Origin of the sequence: Streptomyces sp. NPDC093109 (genome assembly GCF_040701725.1) — a bacterium.
Classification (GTDB): Bacteria; Actinomycetota; Actinomycetes; order Streptomycetales; family Streptomycetaceae; genus Streptomyces.
Genome location: NZ_JBFBEZ010000049.1, coordinates 16,754 through 34,203, shown reverse-complemented (window position 1 = coordinate 34,203; position 17,450 = coordinate 16,754). Strand labels below are relative to the sequence as shown.

Genomic DNA, 17,450 nt, shown 5'->3' with positions numbered 1-17,450 from the left:
CGGCGCCGCTCCGACCGTTAGGTTCTGCGGTATGACCGACTCGTCTTCCCCCAGTTCTGCCAGCTCCAGTACCCCCCGGGCCACCGGCGCCGTCGCCGCCGGTCTCGCCACCCTCACCGAGGACGGCACCGTCCTCGACACCTGGTTCCCGTCCCCGGCGCTCTCCGCCGAGCCCGGCCCGGCCGGCACGGAGCGGCTGAGCGCCGAGCGCGCCGCGGAGCTGCTGGGGGCGGGCGCGGCGAAAGCCGTCGGGCCCGACGCGCGGCGCGGGGTCGAGGTCGTCGCCGTCCGTACGGTCATCGCCTCGCTCGACGACAAGCCGCTGGACGCGCACGACGCCTACCTGCGGCTGCACCTGCTCAGCCACCGGCTGGTGAAGCCGCACGGCCAGAGCCTGGACGGGCTCTTCGGGCTGCTCGCCAATGTCGCCTGGACCTCGCTCGGTCCTGTCGCGGTGGACGCGCTGGAGACCGTACGGCTGAACGCGCGCGCCGAGGGGCTGCACCTCCAGGTGACCTCCGTCGACAAGTTCCCGCGCATGACGGACTACGTGGCGCCCAAGGGTGTCCGGATCGCCGACGCGGACCGGGTGCGGCTCGGCGCGCACCTCGCCGAGGGCACGACCGTGATGCACGAGGGGTTCGTCAACTTCAACGCGGGAACGCTCGGCACGTCCATGGTCGAGGGCCGGATCTCCGCGGGCGTCGTCGTCGGTGACGGCTCCGACATCGGCGGCGGCGCCTCCACCATGGGCACGCTCTCCGGCGGCGGTACGCAGCGCATCGTCATCGGTGAGCGCTGCCTCGTCGGCGCCGAGGCGGGCGTCGGGATCGCGCTGGGCGACGAGTGCGTGGTCGAGGCCGGGCTGTACGTCACGGCGGGCACCCGGGTCACGCTGCCCGACGGGCAGATCGTCAAGGCGCGCGAGCTGTCGGGCGCGAGCAACATCCTCTTCCGCCGCAACTCGGTGACGGGCACGGTCGAGGCCCGCCCGAACAACGCGGTCTGGGGCGGTCTGAACGACATGCTCCACAGCCACAACTGACCCCGCACGGCTGATTATTCGGCCGTCACCAGCTCCTCGTACGCCCTCAGCAGCCCGTCGGCCGTCTCCCGGCCGGCGGGCCGCAGTGGTTCGCGGACCGGGCCCGCGGGCAGACCGAGCCCGCCGAGCAGCGCCTTGGCGGTGACCGTGCCCGGCAGTCCGGACGCCATCATCAGCTCGACGAGCGGGAGCGTGCGCGCGTTGAGCCGGACGGACTCGGCGGTCGCGCCCGCGTCGTACGCGTCGAGCGGCGCCCGGACCGCGCGGGGCGCGGCGTTCGCGACCGTACTGACGAATCCGGCGCCGCCGACGGCGTACAGCGGGAGGTTCAGCTCCTCGCTGCCGGAGTAGTACGCGAGCGAGGTGCGGGCGATGACCCGGGCGCTGCCCAGCAGGTCGTACGCGCAGTCCTTCACGGCGACGACGCGCGGGTGCGCGGCGAGCCGCAGCATGGTCGCGGGCTCGATCCGGGTCCCGGCGCGGGCCGGAATATCGTACAGCATCAGCGGAATGCCGGACGCGTCGGCGACGCGCAGGAAGTGGGCTTCGATGTCACCCTGCGGAGGGCGGCTGTAGTAAGGCGTCACCACCAGCAGGCCGTGCGCGCCGGCGTGTTCGGCCTCTCGCGCCAGCGCGAGAGTGTGCCGGGTGTCCGCGCTGCCGACGCCCGCGACCACGGACGCCCGGTCGCCGACCTCCGCGCACACGGCCCGGACGAGCGCGGTCTTCTCGGCGTCGGTGGTGGTCGGTGACTCGCCGGTGGTGCCGTTGAGGACGAGGCCGTCGCAGCCCTCGTCGACGAGCCGGGCGGCGAGCTCGCGCGCGCCCGCCAGGTCGAGTGCGCCGGTGGTGGTGAAGGGGGTGACCATCGCGCAGAGGGCGCGGCCGAAGGGGCGCGGGGGGACGCTCGTAGCGCTGGGCGTAGTGCTCATGGCGCCAGTGTCGGGCGCTCCCGCTGTGAAGGTCTACTTAGTTCTGCTTCAAGTGAGTGTGTAGCGATGCTGAATTGTGAGGGCCGCCGGGCGCCGTCGCTTTCCGGACAGGTTTCCGTGTCGGCTTCGGGTGGTTCGACCCGGTCCGGCGGCGCGTTGCGCGAGGTTGGCGGGCGCACGAGTACGCGGGTGACGGGGGCGCGGTCGTATCGTACGGCTCAGCGCTGACCGCGACGCCCGGGTGCGGACGGACTGTCAGCGGGTGCTGGTCCAATAGAGGACATGGGGGCATGAAGAAGCATGAACAGCGAAAGCCGATTCGCCGGCCGCGGCGGAGCATTCGACCGCGGCGAAGCATTCAGAAGTGAACTCGACGCGTTGCGCGCGGCCTTCCCGCCCGAGCACTGTCTGCCACCGCTGGGCTGGAACGCCGTACGCGAATTCGAGCGCGAGCACGGGATCGTCCTGCCGGAGCCGTATCGCACGCTGGTCGCGGAGATCTGCGACGGCTGCCCGGAGGGGCCTGCCGATGTCGACGGGCTGATACCCCTGGCGGCGCTGCCCGCCGACTGGGGATGCGCCCAGACGCAGCGCGTGCTCGCGGAGCCCTTCCCGCTCACCGAGGCCTGGGTGTGGGAGGACGATCTCCGGCCGTACGAGGAGATAGAGCCGCTCATCGACGAGGTCTCCAACCACGGGAGTGTGGTGCTGGGCACGGACGGCTGCGGGATGTACTGGCATCTGGTCGTCACCGGCGCCGACCGGGGCCGGATCTGGAACATCAGCGATGTGGGCGCGGCGCCGTTCGGGGCGGCCTTCGGGCACCGCGCCGAGGGCGAGGGCTTCGCCGGCTGGGTGGCGCACTGGGCCGCCGCGCGCCGGTCGTGGTTCGACGTGGTGGTCTGAGTCTGAGGCGCGACGCGGTGGTGTGAGGCGCGCCGCGGTGGTTCGAGGCGCGAAGGACGGGGGCGGCGCGGGGTGACGCGCCGCGGTTGACCTCAACCGCGCTTCATCTCTGAGCATGGTGAGTGCCGGCGCACCACGGGGGTGCGCTCTTCAGGAGGTACACCACCATGTCCGTCCAGCTCACCACGGATCCCGATCCCGCCAGGTCCGGCGTCGGGGCCGTCACGGTCAGTACCTGGCGCGTGGGTACGCCCGCGCGCCAGCGGGCCACCGTCGAGGCCATCTCCCGGGCGTGGCGCGCCCGCGCGTGGCCGGACGCCGGGCTGCTCTCGTACAGCGTGGCCGTCGGGGAGGACGGGGACACCCTGCTCCACTACGCGCAGTGGAGCGGCGAGGCGGCGTACGAGCGGTTCGCCGCCGCCTCGCGGGACGAGCGCGTCGCGGAGATCGACGCGGCGGTGCCGGGCATCGAACGCGTGGACGGGACGCGCGTCCTCAACTACGCCGAGTGGGAGAGCGCGCGGGCGCATATCGACGCGCTCGCGGCGCCCGGGGAGGGCGTCGGCTTCGCGACCGCGGAGTGGGCGCGGGTGCGCGCGTACACCGGCGTGCGGGGCAGCACGGTGACGCGGTACACGCCCGCCATCAGTCTGAGCGCCGGGTAGCGTGCGCGGGCGGTTGTTCCGGCAGGTTGCCCGAATCGATGCGCCGGCGCTCTTGTCAAGTGCATGAACCGGATGGCCCGGGGCCGGAACGTCTACGCTGGGGCCTGCCCCGGCCTCGTCCGCGTACGCCACAAGGAGACCCACCAGATGTCCGGAGACCACCCCACCCTGCCGCCGGTGCGACTGCCCTCGGACGCCGAACTGGCGCGGGACGCACTGGCCGCGCCGCTGCTCGCCCGGGCGGTGCGCCTCGCCCGCTGGGCCGGGCCGCAGACCCGGGTCGGCGCCGGCGGTGAGCTGGTCGACGAACAGCTGCCCGCGGCGGCCGAAGTCCTCGGTCTCGGCGGGGAGTCGGACGAACTCTCGGAGGGCGACGGCGAGGCCTACGCCAGTGAGGCGTGGCGGGTCGCCGTCGACACCGGCCTGGTGGCAGTCGAGGACCCGGACGAGGAGGCCCACGGCCGGTCCGACGAGGACGCGACCGGCGGTGTCACGCCCGGCGAGCAGCTCGCGCTGGTCACCTCCGGCGGCCCGCAGGACATCCTCACGCTCTGGCTGGACGCCCTCGACGTCGTGTTCGCCGACGCCACCGCGCCGGTGCTGGACGATCTGGCCGGTGTCATCGGAGAAGACGGCGAGATCGACTTCGAGGCGCTCGACTGGGACCCGGAGGAGGAGGCGGAGTTCCTCGAAGGCGTCCTCGGCAACCTCTATCTGCTGACCGTCACCGACGGCGGCGGCGCCGACGGGCCCGTCCCGCTGCCCGTGCTCGCCGCGTCGATGATCGTCCCCGACGACATGGGCGAGCCCACCGACGACGTCCTGGAGCAGGTGTCGGAGGCCATGATGCGGCTGGACGACCAGTTCAGGCTGCTGGAGCCGATCGGGCTCGTCTCGTACCTGCCCGTCGACGAGGCCCTGATGGTCGAGGACGGCGAGGAGCCCGACGGGATCGGCGCCGGGGGCGGCGACGGCTCGTCGCCCGTCGACGAGGAGGACGTCACCCGGTACGGGATGGTCCGGCTGACGCCCCTCGGGCTCTACGGGATCAGGGCGCGGATGCTGGAGGCCGGTGTGGACGCGCCCCTGGTCGGCGCCCTCGCGGACAAGGACGCGCACGCGCTGCTGGACGGCGTCGCGCGCTTCCCCGAGCTGTCGGCCCGCGCCGAGACCGAGCAGTGGCTGGCCCGCCGCGCGCCCGCCGACGCGGCGCGTGACCTGCTGGCCGCCGCCCGCGGTACGGACCAGGACGCGCCGCTGCGCCGGCTCCACTGCCAGCAGGCGCTGTCGCTGGTCGGCGCCGAGGCGGAGGCGGCCGTACGGGAGGTACTGGACGACGCGGAGCTGGGCGGCCTGGCCCGGGTCTGGCTCGCCGAGCTGGGCCGGGGGGACGTGCCGCCGCCGCCCGAGTCGATGATCTTCTGGCTGGCGATCGACACCATCGCCGCGCAGCTGGACGCGGAGGGCGAGCCGGAGGAGCTCCAGGAGCTGGTGGAGGGGCTGGTCGGGCAGCACAGCGGCTTCTTCGACGCGGCCTGGCGGGTGGACCACCCGGCCACGGGCGATGTCCTGGAGGCCATGGGGCGGCTGCACCGGGACCGTACGGTCTCCAAGGACGCGCGGAAGGCGGCGTTCAAGGCGAGGTCCCGCGCGGGACGCTGAGTCGCGCGCGGGTGGCGCGCGGGAAGCGCCGGGGGCGCGTGCGGGGTGGGGCGCGGGAGGCCGCGGGGGGCGTGTCTCCGGGGTCTCCGGGGCCGTTGGGACAGGCGTGAAAACCGCTTGTGCGCCCCTCCGGGAGGGGGGATCCGGGGTCCGGTCGGTTGTCGGGCATGGCGCGGTGGCCCACATTGGGCGCATACTCAAAGTAATGACAAAGTCAGCCGGATCCCGGCGCCACCTGCCGTCCAGTCCCTTCAACCGCCAGGCCCCGGCCTCACCCCCGCCCGAGCAGTTCGCCGTGGGGGACCGGGTCTCCCACGACCAGTTCGGGTTGGGAAGAGTCATCGGAGTCGAGGGCGAACAAGCTGTTCTCATCGATTTCTCGGGGCGTCAGGGGAGGATCCTGAGCCCCTTCTCCAAACTGACCAAGCTCTGAGGCCACCCACCCCGGAGCCGGGTACGGACCCAAGCCTGGCCCCTGGGCTCCACCGCTGACCTTCAGGATCCGCGGTGGCCCAGGGGCTTCGCCGTGTCCGGGAGCTGTCGGCTGCCGGGAGCTGTCAGAGGCTCTTCGCCGCCGGCTTCACCATCCCGCGTACCGTGCGGGACTTCACGAACTCGCCCAGGGCGGTCATCTCCCACTCCCCGGTGAACTGGCGGATGAGCTTCGCCATCATCACCCCGGTCTGCGGCTCGGCGCCGGTGAGGTCGAAGCGCACCAGCTCCTCGTCGGTGGTCGCGTCGATCAGCCGGCAGTACGCCTTGGCGACCTCGCTGAACTTCTGGCCGGAGAAGGAGTTGACCGTGAAGACCAGCCCGGACGCCTCGGCGGGGATCCGGCCGAGATCGACCACGATCACCTCGTCGTCGCCCGCGCCGTCGCCGGTGAGATTGTCACCGGAGTGCTTGATCGCGCCGTTGAGGATGGAGAGTTTGCCGAAGTAGCAGCTGTCCAGATGGTTACGGTTCGGCCCGTAGGCGATCACCGAGGCGTCGAGGTCGATATCGGCGCCGCCGTACGCCGGCTCCCAGCCGAGGCCCATCTTGACCTGGGTGAGCAGTGGGCGGCCCGCCTTGACCAGGGACACCGTCTGGTTCTTCTGGAGGCTGACCCGGCCCTTGTCCAGGTTGATCTTCCCGGACCCGGGAGCGGGCGCGGCGGCGGGCGCGGCGGCGGGCGCGGGAGGCGCCATCGACGGGGCGGCGGGCACCGGGGGAGCGGTCACGGGCATCGGCGGGGCCACGGGGGCGGCCGGCTCCTCGACCGAGACGCCGAAGTCGGTGGCGATGCCCGCCAGTCCGTTCGCGTAGCCCTGGCCGACCGCGCGGGCCTTCCACGCGCCGTTGCGGAGGTAGACCTCCACGATCACCAGCGCCGTCTCCGCGCCCAGCCGCGGCGGTGTGAACGTCGCCAGGACGGAGCCGGTGGCCGCGTCCCGGACGGTGGCGGTGGGCTCGATGCCCTGGAAGCTCTGGCCGGCTGCGTCCGGGCTCGCGGTGACGACGATCTTCTCGATACCGGCGGGCACGGCGCTGGTGTCGATGACGATCGCGTCGGGCGCCGTGCCGCCTCCCGAGCGGTAGCTCACGCCGGGGCCGGCCGGCTGGTTGTAGAAGATGAAGTCGTCGTCCGAGCGCACCTTGCCGTCACCGGTGAGCAGCAGGCCCGATACGTCGAGCCGTACGGGGGCGGCGACGTCCACCGCCACATGGGCGGTGGCGAGGGGGATGTTCGAGCCTGGGGTCATTGCTGTCATGCCGCCTGTAACGAACGACCCCGCTTTGCCGTTCCCTTACCCGGCACCCGGCACCCGGCACCCGGGCAGGCCGGGTCAGTGCGGCCACCTCGGCGGGTCGGTGACGAAGGCGCCGCCCAGGTGCGCGTGGTCCGGGTTGGCCGGATCCAGCTCGCCCTGCTCGGCGATGAGCTTCTCCGCGTACTGCTCCGAGTCGTCCCTCGGCTCGTACCCCAGCGCCCGCGCGCTCGTCAGGTCCCACCACAGCCGGGTGTTGGCGGAGGAGCCGTACACGATGCTGTGGCCGACGCCGTCCGCGGTGAGCGCGGCGTGGAAGAGGCGAGCGCAGTCCGCGGGGCTCATCCAGAGGGAGAGCATGCGGACCGAGGTGGGTTCGGGGAAGCAGGAGCCGATCCTTACGGAGACGGTCTCCAGGCCGAACTTGTCCCAGTAGAACTGGGACAGGTCTTCGCCGAAACACTTGGAGAGCCCGTAGAACGTGTCGGGCCGGTGCGGCGCCTCGACCGGGATCAGCGGGTCGTCGCCCCGGGGGCGCGGGGTGAAGCCGACGGCGTGGTTGCTGGAGGCGAAGACCACGCGCCGTACGCCCTCCGCGCGCGCGGCCTCGTAGAGGTTGTACGTGCCCTCGATGTTGGCGCGCAGGATCTTGTCGAACGACGCCTCCAGGGAGATGCCGGCGAGGTGGATGACCGCGTCGACCCCGCGCACGGCCTCGCGCAGCGCGTCCCGGTCCGACAGATCGGCGGTGAGGGCGCCGGGCTCGTCCTCGACGGGGACCATGTCGAGGAGCCGCAGCTCGTAGCCGTACGCGGGCAGCAGCCCCCGCATCAGGGTGCCGAGGCCGCCGGCGGCGCCGGTGAGCAGGACGGTACGGGGTGCGGGAGCGGGAGTGGGAGTGGGTACGGGAGTGGGTGCGGACATGGCGAATCTCCTCGACGGCGCGGCTCATGTGCGCAGCTGACATTCACATGCGTGGACAAGGTAAGGAGCGTGGTGCAGTACCGTCAAGGTGTTGGCCTTTGACCGGCTATTGACCGACCCGGAGACGCTGCCCTAGCGTGGCGACGTTCATGAACATGGACGTCAAACATAAATATGCACAAGTGTCGTACGTGCACACAGCCAGGGAGCGCCCGTGAAGACCTCCACGTTCGTCTACCCCTGGGACGTCATCGGCGACCCGGACGCCGCCGCCAGGATCGCGGATCTCGGCGTCCAGCAGGTCACCCTCGCCGCCGCCTACCACTCCACGCGCGCGCTGACGCCGCGTCATCCGCGCCACCGCGTCGTCACCGCGGAGCACGCCGCCGTCCTCTACCCGCCGGACCCGGCGCGCTGGGCGGACCACGACGTCCGGCCGTACGCGGCCGGGGACTGGGCGTCCGGCGACGCCTACGGCGAGGCTGCCGAGGCGCTGACCGCCGCCGGACTCGACGTGCACAGCTGGGTCGTCCTCGCGCACAGCTCCCGCCTCGGCGCCGAGCGCCCCGACACCTCCGTGGTCAACGCCTACGGCGACCGCTACCCCTGGGCGCCCTGTATCGCCCGGCCCGCCGTCGCCGCGTATCTGACCGAACTCGCCGCCGAGGCCGCCGTACGCCCCGGAACGGGGACGCGCGGCGTCGAGCTGGAGTCCTGCGGCTGGTACGGCTTCGATCATCTGCACGCCCACGACAAGACCGCGGGCGTCGCGCTCGGGGACGCGGCGCGGTATCTGCTCGCGCTCTGCTTCTGCGCCGACTGCCGGGCGGGCTACGCGGGCCTGGGCGCCGACCCGGACGAGCTGGCCGCAGCCGTACGCCGCGCGCTGGCGCCCGGCTGGGCCGCCGGCTCCACCGCGTCGGGCCGCGAGGGCATCGAGCGGCTCCTCGGCGCGGAGCTGACGGCCGTCACCCTCGACTGGCGCGGCGGGGTCGCCCGTACGCTCCAGGAGGCGGCGGTCGCGGCGGTACGGGCCGAGGCGGCCACCACGGAAGCCGGGCCGGGCTTCCAGGTGCTGCTGCACGCCGACCCCGCGCCGTACCGCGTCGGAGCCAACACCGGCGTGGACCCCGCGCACATCCTGGGCGTCGCCGACGGGGTCGTGCTGCCCTGCACGGGAGGCGCGGCCGGGGCGATGCTCGGCCCCTTCGCGGACCACAGGACCGGATCGACCGTCCTGGCCGCCAACTTCAACATCGTCAGAGGCATGGGCGGCGACCCGGCCGGACTCGCGGAGGACGCCGCACGCGCGGAGGCGCTCGGCGCGACCGAACTGCGGCTGTACCACGCGGGACTCGCCTCGGACGCGGACCTGGCCGACGTCAGGGCCGCGCTGGCGAAACAGGCCGATTAGACGGCCCCTCCGGCGCCGTCAGCCGTCGAGTTCCTCCCGGGCGCGGCGGGACGGGCGGAAGGCGTACAGGTCGAGGACGCCGGGCGGCTCGGCGAGGCCGGGGCCGCCCGCCCGGATCCACTCCGTGATGTCGGCGGTGGCGTCGGGATCGTTGACCAGACCCAGCCACACGGGCCGGCCACCGGCCGCGCGGCCGGCGGCGGACGGCTGGACGACGATGACATTGGCGTGTTCACAGGCGTCCAGGCAGGGCACGGGGCGGACCCGGGCGTCCTCGGCGAGCGACCGGCGCAACTCGGCGAGCTGGGCGGCGTGATCGACGCCGGGGACCTTCGCGGTGCCGCAGCAGCAGCCCCGGCAGACCGTGACGGTGGGCCGGGGCGCTCCCGGTGAGCGGTGAGGTAGGGAGCGTCGGCTCATCAGAGCAGATTACGCGGTGCCGCCCGCCCTCCGCTCAGCCGGCTGCCGCCCGCTCGTACCGTCGGACCAGGGCATACGCCGTCAGCAGACCGGCCGCGCCCGTGGCCGGCAGCAGTACGGCCGGGTCCACGGCCGCGATGAGTGCCGCGCCGAGGGCGAGGGCGATCGCGTTGGGGGCGTAGACCAGGGTGTTGGCGGTGGCGGACGCGCGGCCGAGAAACGCGTCCGGGATCTCGCGCTGCACCGCCGTCAGCGCGGCGATCAGCACACACGGCAGTCCGAGCCCCACCCCGGCCGCGCTCGCGAGCACCATCGCGTCGTACGGCAGTCCCCGCGCGCCGACGGACAGGGCGAACACGGCGATCCCGCCGGCGGCGAACACCCGCTCGGGCAGCCGGCGCAGCAGCGGCCCGGCCGCCAGGCCCGACAGGACGGAACCGGCGCCCTGGACCGCGTACAACACTCCCACGTACGTGGGAGAACGGCCGAGCCCCCGGTCCACGACCGCGTAGATCGCGGCGCCGTTGAGCCCGGCGAACAGCATGGTGGCGGACGCGGCGAGGAGCAGCGGACGTACCGCGCGCGTCCGCCACAGGAGGCGGACGGATGTGACGAGGCCGGAATCGGGGTGTCCTGGTGCGCGTCTCTGAGCCGGCCGCTCCTCCCGTACCCGCATCAGCGCGAAGAGCCCGGCCGCCAGGACGAAGGTCAGCGCGTCGAGCAGGGCGACCGTGGGGCCGCCGAAGCGGGCGTAGAGACCGGCGCCCGCCAGTGGGGCGAGCAGTTTCATGCCCTCGTTGGCGGTGAGCCGCAGCCCGTTGAAGCCGCCCAGCCGTCGCCGGTCGATCACGGTGGCGACGAGCGCGGTCTCCGCCGCGTCGTGGACGACCCCGCTCACCCCGTACAGGAACAGCACACAGAACAGGATCCAGACACGGTCGGCCGCGTCGACGGCGAGCAGCGCGCAGAGCGGTACGGCCATCACCAGGTTGCAGCCGATCAGCAGCGGCCGGCGGCGCACCCGGTCGGCGACCGCCCCCAGAACGGGCCCCACCAGCACCGGCGCCCACATCGCGAAGACGGTGAGCGCGGCCAGACTGTCCGAGCCGGTCAGCGACTTGACCCAGACTCCGGCAGCCAGCCACATCGCGGACGTACCGAATCCGGACACGACGACGCCGGACAGATACAGCGCCGCGTTCCGGTCCCGCAGGACTCCGTCATCGCTTGTCATCGGGGCAGCGTGGCGCCTGAGGTCCCGGGGCCGGCATCGGGCGATCGCCCTATTTCGGTGCCCTGTTGCCGCGTCCGTTCCCGCGTCCCGCTCCCGGGGCTCTGTTACGTATGGGAAGCATGTGCTCAATGAGACGGTCATCGACGGCTGATGAAGTCACCTGGCACCCCCCGCACGTGCACGGCCCTTCCCGGAGGTTTCCTTGAGCCAGCCTCAGCCGCCCACCCAGGAGCAGTTGGACGCCTACATAAGGACCAGACTCGCGCTCGCGGGCGTCGACCTCGCGATGCTGCCCGAGCAGCCGGACCCCGCGACCGGGGTCCCGACGCGTGATCAGGCGCTGCGCTCGCTGCGGTCGTTCGTCACCGCCGGGCCCGCCGCCATCGCCGGGTGGACGCCGCCGGTGAGCGGTGCGCCCGCCGCCGTATACGCGCAGCAGGCGGCGCCGCCGCTGCTCTATCCGTCGATCACCGAGGCATGGACCGGAAAGGCGGACGGCAAGTGAGCGACTCCGGCAGCAGCAGTAGCAGCAACAACGGGGACAGCCGCAGGGCTCTCAACCGGCGTGTCTTTCTGGCCGGTTCGGCCGCCGCGTCGGCCGCCGCCGTGAGCGGGATCGGGCTGGCGCCGTCCGCCGCCGCCGCGTCGCCGGTCGCGTCCCGTACGCCTCCGGCCACCCCGCCGCACCTCCCCGACATCGACGTACGGGAGGCGGCCCGCCGCGATCCGACCGAGGCGACGCTCGCCGAGGCCGCCGTCCTGATCGCGCGGCGCAAGCTGAAGGCGACCACGCTCGTCGAGGCGTACCTCGACCGGATCGCGACGTACGACTCCACCTATCAGGCGTACTCCGAGGTGACCGGCGCGACGGCGCTCGCCGCCGCGCGCGTCGCCGACCGGATCGGCGGCCCGCGCGGTGTCCTGCGCGGCATTCCGCTCTGTATCAAGGACAACTACTTCACGCGCGGGGTGCCGACGCGCTGCAACTCGTACATCTTCGAGGACTTCGTCCCGGCCTACGACGCCACCGCCGTCGCCCGGCTGACCGCCGCCGGCGGGATCGTGCTCGGCAAGGGTCAGATGGGGCCGCTGGCCACCACGCGTGCGACGACCCCGAACGGTACGGTCACCACCGTCAACGCCTGGACCCCGGACAACCCGGCCACCGATCCCGGCGGTTCGTCCACCGGGCCCGCCACGGCCGTCGCCGGGCGGATGGCCGCGTCGTCGATCGGCACCCAGACGGGCGGCTCGATCGTCCTGCCGGCCAACCGGCAGAACCTGACCGGGCTGAAGCCCACCATGGGCCGGGTCTCCGCGTACGGCGTCATCCCGCTCTCGTACACCCGCGACCACCCGGGACCGCTGGCGCGCGACGCGATGGACGCGGCGCTGATGCTCGCCGTACTCGCCGGGTCCGACCCGCACGACCCGCGTACGCAGGGGCTGCCGAAGCTGCCCGATCTCGTACGGGCGGCCACCCCGGTGATCGCGAAGGGCGGCAAGGTAAAGCTGCGGCGGGCCACCCGGATCGGCGTGCCCGCGGACTTCCTCAACACCGCGACGGACGTACGCAAGGCGTTCCTCGACAAGCTGAGTTCCATTTCCGGCGTCACGCTGGTCAATGTCACCTATCCGGATGACTGGTCGCTGCTGACCGGCTCGTTCAACGACGCCCGGCTGGCCGAGCGGACCGAGCCGTTCCGGCACTGGCTGCGGGAGGACCCGGCCAAGTTCGGTGTCTCGCTGCTCAGCTGGCTCCAGGGGCTGATGCTCTCCGGCGACGAGTGGATCACCGCGCAGCGCGCCAAGAACCACCTGCTGCGGGAGGTGCTCGACGGGGTCATGGCGCGCTGTGACGTCCTGCTCCAGACCGGGCCCGTGCCGTTCGACATCCTGGGCCTGCCCGAGATCGCGTTCCCGGTCGGCTTCACGGCGGGCATCCCGGCCGGCGTCATCCTCGGCGGCCAGCCGTACGAGGAGGACCGGCTGCTGGAGGTCGCGGCGGCGTACCAGGCGGTGACCGACTGGCACACCCGCCGCCCGGCCAACCCGGCCAGGACGGCGGCGGCGAGCGGCCGGAGCGCGGCGGCGGCAGCGGGCCGCCCCAGGATCACGGCGGAGGAGGCGGCGGCGAGCAGCGCGTAAGGCGCGCGGAGCCGCGCGGGGGCGTGGAGCGCGGAGGGGCGTGGAGCATGGAGCGTCCACGGACCGCCTCGGGGTAACGGTCCCGGGGCGGTCGCGCGGCCCGCAGTGCTCGGGGTCGCCCGGCGCGCACGCGCCCCCGGCGAGCACCACCACGCGCCCCCGCCCGCCGCGCTCAGGCCGCCGTTTCCGTCTCCAGCTCCTCCGTCAGCTTCTTCAGCACCGCGCGGGCAGCGGTCACCTGGGCGTCAGAGCCGGCCACCATCGGGAAGCCCGCCGGGAGTTCCGCCAGGACCGCCGTATGGACCGCCGCCCGGCGCGCGTACCGCACCGAGGGCGTCAGCCCGAAGAGCGCCGCGATCAGGCGGTCCGCCGCCTCCGTCGAGTGGACCGCGTCCCAGGCCGCGCGCTCGGGGCCCGCTCCGTGCGGCGGTTCGGCCGGGGGCGTCAGACGGAGGGCGGCGGTGGCCGGGGCGTCCAGTGCCACCCGGCCGTCGGCGCCCGCGGCGATGACGACGCCGTAGTCGCGGGCGGCGGCCGGTACGGTGACCAGGCCGCGCCGGACATCGCCGAGTACCGCCTCCGCGTCCCGGGTCCACGGGTCGCCGTAGCCGCCCGCGCCCGAGGTACGCAGGGTGACCGTGTCGCCCTTGCGCAGCGCCACCATGTCGATCTTCCCGTAGCGGCGCTCGTCGTCCCGGCCCTCGTTGACGACGAGTTCGGCCGGTACGCCGGGGCCGCCGCCCGCCGAACCCCACGGGCGGAACCGCATCCGCTCCAGACCGCGCGCGAGCAGCCGGCAGTCGTCGCCGAGGATCCGGAAGACCAGCTCCAGACCGCTGCCGCCGCGCCAGCGGCCGGGACCGCCCGAGTCGGGGCGCAGCGCGTAGCGGACGATCTCGGCGCCGATCTCCGTCTCGACGGTCTCCACCGGGTTGTTCGCCAGGTTCGAGATCCCGCTGTCGCGCCCGTCCACCCCGTCCGCGCCCTCGCGTGCGCCCGTACCGCCCACCATGGGCTCCAGCACCTGGACGTTCTGGCCGCCGCCCGGCGCGTTCTCCGCGACCACGACCGGCACCACGAGACCGCTGCTCGCCGCCGGCATCACCTCGGGCGCGGCCAGACCCAGCGCGCCGCCCAGAGCGTCGTTGACGCGGGAGGCGGTGGCGTGCCGGATGCCGACGGCGGCCGGCGGCCTGGCGTTGACGACCGAGCCCTCGGGCGCGGTGACCGTCACCGGCCTGATCAGCCCGCCGTTCAGCGGGATCGCCGGGTCGAGCGTGCAGATCAGCGCGAGCACCCGGGTGGTGATCCAGGCATGCGCCCGGCCGTGGCTGGCGATGTTGAACGCCGCGTCCACCTGCGGATCCGTCCCCGTGAAGTCCAGATGCAGCGCGCCCCGGTCCAGCGTGACGGAGACGGAGATCCGGACCGGTACGGGCGAGACCGCGTCGTCGTCCAGATAGTCCGTGAAGCGGTACGTGCCGTCCCGCAGCCCGGCGAGCGCCGCCCGCGCCTTGTCCGCCGTGTAGTCCACGAGGTCGGTGTGGGCGGCGGCGACATCGGCCGCTCCGTGCTGCGCGATCACCCGCGCCAGCCGCTCCCTGCCGGTGCGCAGCGCGGCGAGCATGGCGCGCAGATCGCCGTCGTTGGCCTCCGGGGTACGGCTGTTGGCGGCGAGCAGCGCGGCGATGTCACGGCTGGGCTCACCGGCCCGTACCAGCTTGACCGGCGGGATGCGCAGGCCCTCCTGGTAGATCTCGTGGTTCGTCGGCGCGAGGCTGCTGGGCACCCGCCCGCCGATGTCCGAGCAGTGGATGAACGCCCAGCCGTAGCCGGCGATCTCGCCCTCGTGGAAGTACGGCTCGATCAGCTGGATGTCCGGCAGATGGGTCGCGAGCCCGCCCGAGGTGTACGGATCGTTGGTGATGATCACGTCCCCGGGCTCCAGCGGCCCCGCCTGCTCGACGGCCGTGCGCACATCGAGCCCGACGAACCCGGAGACCCCGATCCCGCGCGGGTACGCGGTGAAGCGGCCGTCGGGCCCGGCGAGCGCGCAGCAGAAGTCGGCGGTCTCCTTGACGTACAGGGAGCGGCTGGTGCGCTGGAGGGTGAGGCACATCTCCTCGGTCAGGGCGCCGAGTTTGTTGCCGATGATCTCCAGGGTGACCGGGTCGAGCTTCATGGGCGGGTGTGTCCTTGCCGTTGTCAGAAGGCGGTTGAGAGGGCGGGGCCGGGGGGATGGGCCGTCAGGCGTATGTGAGCCGCAGGTTGCCCAGCGGGTCCACGCCCGCCGTCCAGCCGGCCGGCACCAGCACCGTCGTGTCGTCCTGCTCGACGACGGCCGGTCCCGTCAGCGTCTGCCCGGGGGACAGCGCCTCCCGCCGGTGCACCTCGGCGCTGACCCGGCGCCCGGCCAGCAGTACGTCGCGCCGGCCGGAAGGTACGGGCGGCGCCGGGTTCCCGGTGACCGGCACGGCCGCCGGTACGATCTCAGGCCCCGCCGAGCTGATGGCGAGCCGGGCGGTGCCGAGGCGGACGGCGGCGCCGGCGTCGCGGAAGCCGTACAGCCGCTCGTGCTCCTGGTGGAACGCCTCGCGCAGCGCGGTGAGTTCGAGGGTTTCGGCGGGCGATGACGGAAGTGGTACGCGCAGCTCGTACGCCTGCCCCGCGTAGCTCATGTCGGCGGCGAGCGTGAGCACGGGCGTGCCGCTCGCGGGCCCCTGCCCGGCGAGCCAGGCGCGCGCCCGCGCCTCCAGACCGGCGAGGATGTCCCGCAGCGCGCCGACCGTCGTCGCGTCCAGTTCACGGCGCAGGCTCCGCGCGAAGTCCCGGCGCAGATCGGCGCCGACCGCGCCGAGCGCGCAGAACGTCGCGGCGGTCGGCGGGACGACGATCTCGCGGATGCCGACCTCCTCGGCGAGCACGGCCGCGTGGGTGGGGCCCGCGCCGCCGAACGGTACGAGGGTGAACTCGGCCGGGTCCAGGCCCCGTCCGGCCAGCGTCTTCTGGAGTTCGACGGCCATCCCGGCGGTGGCGACGCGCAGCGCGCCGTCGGCCGCGCCGTCCGCGCCCGTACCCGTACCGCCGCTCCCGAAACCGAGTCCCTCGGCCACCTCGCCCAGCGCGCGTGCGGCGGCGGGCGCGTCGAGCGTCATCCGGCCGCCGAGGAAGGTCGCCGGGTCGATGACGCCGGTGTGCAGATAGCAGTCGGTGACGGTCGGGCGGGTGCCGCCCCTGCCGTACGCGACGGGGCCCGGCGCGGCGCCCGCGCTCTCCGGGCCGACCTTCAGCACACCGTGCTCGTCCGCCCGTACGACCGAGCCGCCGCCCGCGCCGATGGCGCTGACCGCGACCACGGGCAGGATCAGCGGCAGCCCGCCGATCGTGGTGTGCGTGGCGAACTCCGGCTCGCCGTCGACGGCCACCGCGATATCGCTGCTCGTACCGCCCATGTCGAAGGTGACGAGCCGGGAGATCCCGGCGGCCCGGCCCAGCCGGGTCGCGGCCGTGACACCCGCCGCCGGGCCGGACAGTACGGTCTCGATGGGCCGGTCGGCGGCCGAACGCAGGCTCAGCGAGCCTCCGTTGGAGGCGGCGATATAGACGGGCGCGGTCACCCCGAGCCCGTCGAGCAGCGCTTCGAGCCGGTCGAAGTACTGCCGCATCAGCGGCTGGATGTACACGTTGAGACAGGTGACGAGGGCGCGCTCGAACTCCCGTACCTCCGGCCAGATCGCCGCCGACGAGGTCAGCGGCAGCTCCGGCAGCAGCGCCCCGAGCCGCCGGGTCACCTCCGCCTCGAACTCCGGGTCGGTGTGCCCGTGCAGTACGAGTACGGCGGCGGCCTCGGCGCCCGTCGCCGCCAGCTCCTCGGCCACCCGCGCCAGTTCGGCGTCCGTGGGGGTACGGACCGGACGCCCGTCGGGGCCGAGCCGCGCGGGGATCTCGACGATCCGGTCGCGCGGGACCAGCGGCTCCTCCTTCGCGGCGTGCAGATCGAAGGAGGACGGCATCCGGCTGCGGCCGATCTCCAGGATGTCCCGGTACCCCTCGGTGACGACGAGCGCGATCCGGGCGCCCCGGCGCTGGATGATCGCGTTCAGCCCGATCGTGGTGCCGTGCGTGATCGAGGCGAGGTCCCCGGCGCGCAGCCCCGCGCGGCCGAGCACGGCGGCGATGCCGTCGGCGACCGCGCGCGCCGGATCGCCCGGCGTGCTGGGCTCCTTGTGGTGCAGCAGCCCGCGCGGATCGCCGGGCAGCGCCAGGACGAAGTCCGTGAACGTACCGCCCACGTCGATCCCGATCCGGGCACCGGTGCCTGCGGGGGACGCGGTGGGGGCAGCGGGCAT

Annotated in this window: 15 protein-coding genes; 8 read left to right on the top strand and 7 right to left on the bottom strand. The window is 73.5% G+C overall.

Features of this window, described 5'->3' with window-relative positions:
- Nucleotides 1-31 precede the first annotated feature (31 nt).
- Nucleotides 32-1,045, top strand: a complete 1,014-nt coding sequence (dapD, locus tag AB0389_RS32500; protein ID WP_366399128.1) for a 2,3,4,5-tetrahydropyridine-2,6-dicarboxylate N-succinyltransferase — start codon at nucleotides 32-34, stop codon at nucleotides 1,043-1,045.
- A gap of 14 nt (nucleotides 1,046-1,059) precedes the next feature.
- On the opposite strand, the gene dapA is transcribed toward dapD, so the two are convergent.
- Nucleotides 1,060-1,977, bottom strand: a complete 918-nt coding sequence (dapA, locus tag AB0389_RS32495) for a 4-hydroxy-tetrahydrodipicolinate synthase (RefSeq protein WP_366399127.1) — start codon at nucleotides 1,975-1,977, stop codon at nucleotides 1,060-1,062.
- Nucleotides 1,978-2,277: 300 nt separating this feature from the next.
- Between dapA and AB0389_RS32490 the strand changes: the two genes are divergently transcribed.
- The 4 genes from AB0389_RS32490 (at nucleotide 2,278) to AB0389_RS32475 (ending at nucleotide 5,643) form a co-directional block, all read left to right on the top strand.
- The gene (locus AB0389_RS32490; protein ID WP_366399126.1) at nucleotides 2,278-2,883 is read left to right on the top strand and encodes an SMI1/KNR4 family protein; all 606 of its coding nucleotides are present in this window, start codon (nucleotides 2,278-2,280) and stop codon (nucleotides 2,881-2,883) included.
- Nucleotides 2,884-3,050: 167 nt separating this feature from the next.
- Nucleotides 3,051-3,548 carry a hypothetical protein gene (locus AB0389_RS32485; RefSeq protein ID WP_366399125.1) on the top strand — a complete coding sequence of 166 codons (498 nt, stop codon included), beginning with the start codon at nucleotides 3,051-3,053 and terminating at the stop codon, nucleotides 3,546-3,548.
- A gap of 147 nt (nucleotides 3,549-3,695) precedes the next feature.
- Nucleotides 3,696-5,210 (top strand): hypothetical protein, encoded by a 1,515-nt coding sequence (locus tag AB0389_RS32480; protein ID WP_366399124.1) that lies wholly within the window; start codon nucleotides 3,696-3,698, stop codon nucleotides 5,208-5,210.
- A 205-nt stretch (nucleotides 5,211-5,415) separates the two neighbouring features.
- A complete protein-coding gene (locus AB0389_RS32475) occupies nucleotides 5,416-5,643 on the top strand; it encodes a hypothetical protein (RefSeq protein WP_114658594.1) in 228 nt (75 codons plus the stop codon).
- Between the two features lie 124 nt (nucleotides 5,644-5,767).
- Here the strand turns inward: AB0389_RS32475 and AB0389_RS32470 are convergent, their stop codons facing one another.
- Together AB0389_RS32470 and AB0389_RS32465 are read right to left on the bottom strand one after the other, a co-directional pair.
- Nucleotides 5,768-6,964 (bottom strand): TerD family protein, encoded by a 1,197-nt coding sequence (locus tag AB0389_RS32470; protein WP_366399123.1) that lies wholly within the window; start codon nucleotides 6,962-6,964, stop codon nucleotides 5,768-5,770.
- Between the two features lie 75 nt (nucleotides 6,965-7,039).
- Complete coding sequence (locus AB0389_RS32465) at nucleotides 7,040-7,885, bottom strand: NAD(P)-dependent oxidoreductase (protein ID WP_366399122.1); 846 nt, start codon at nucleotides 7,883-7,885, stop codon at nucleotides 7,040-7,042.
- A 214-nt stretch (nucleotides 7,886-8,099) separates the two neighbouring features.
- On the opposite strand from AB0389_RS32465, the gene AB0389_RS32460 reads away from it, so the two are divergent.
- Complete coding sequence (locus AB0389_RS32460; protein ID WP_366399121.1) at nucleotides 8,100-9,299, top strand: hypothetical protein; 1,200 nt, start codon at nucleotides 8,100-8,102, stop codon at nucleotides 9,297-9,299.
- Between the two features lie 18 nt (nucleotides 9,300-9,317).
- On the opposite strand, the gene AB0389_RS32455 is transcribed toward AB0389_RS32460, so the two are convergent.
- Nucleotides 9,318-9,719: a (2Fe-2S) ferredoxin domain-containing protein gene (locus AB0389_RS32455; RefSeq protein WP_366399120.1), complete on the bottom strand. Its 402-nt coding sequence runs from the start codon at nucleotides 9,717-9,719 to the stop codon at nucleotides 9,318-9,320.
- A gap of 34 nt (nucleotides 9,720-9,753) precedes the next feature.
- Nucleotides 9,754-10,953, bottom strand: coding sequence for an MFS transporter (locus AB0389_RS32450; RefSeq protein WP_366399119.1), 1,200 nt, complete (start codon nucleotides 10,951-10,953; stop codon nucleotides 9,754-9,756).
- A 202-nt stretch (nucleotides 10,954-11,155) separates the two neighbouring features.
- Between AB0389_RS32450 and AB0389_RS32445 the strand changes: the two genes are divergently transcribed.
- The gene (locus AB0389_RS32445; protein WP_366399118.1) at nucleotides 11,156-11,458 is read left to right on the top strand and encodes a hypothetical protein; all 303 of its coding nucleotides are present in this window, start codon (nucleotides 11,156-11,158) and stop codon (nucleotides 11,456-11,458) included.
- Entirely contained in the window at nucleotides 11,455-13,101 is a 1,647-nt protein-coding gene (locus tag AB0389_RS32440; RefSeq protein ID WP_366399117.1) for an amidase, read from the top strand. Before AB0389_RS32445 ends, AB0389_RS32440 begins: the two co-directional genes overlap by 4 nt.
- A 172-nt stretch (nucleotides 13,102-13,273) precedes the next feature.
- Here the strand turns inward: AB0389_RS32440 and AB0389_RS32435 are convergent, their stop codons facing one another.
- Both AB0389_RS32435 and AB0389_RS32430 read right to left on the bottom strand, forming a co-directional pair.
- Nucleotides 13,274-15,283, bottom strand: a complete 2,010-nt coding sequence (locus tag AB0389_RS32435; protein WP_366399116.1) for a hydantoinase B/oxoprolinase family protein — start codon at nucleotides 15,281-15,283, stop codon at nucleotides 13,274-13,276.
- Between the two features lie 64 nt (nucleotides 15,284-15,347).
- A complete protein-coding gene (locus AB0389_RS32430) occupies nucleotides 15,348-17,450 on the bottom strand; it encodes a hydantoinase/oxoprolinase family protein (RefSeq protein WP_366399115.1) in 2,103 nt (700 codons plus the stop codon).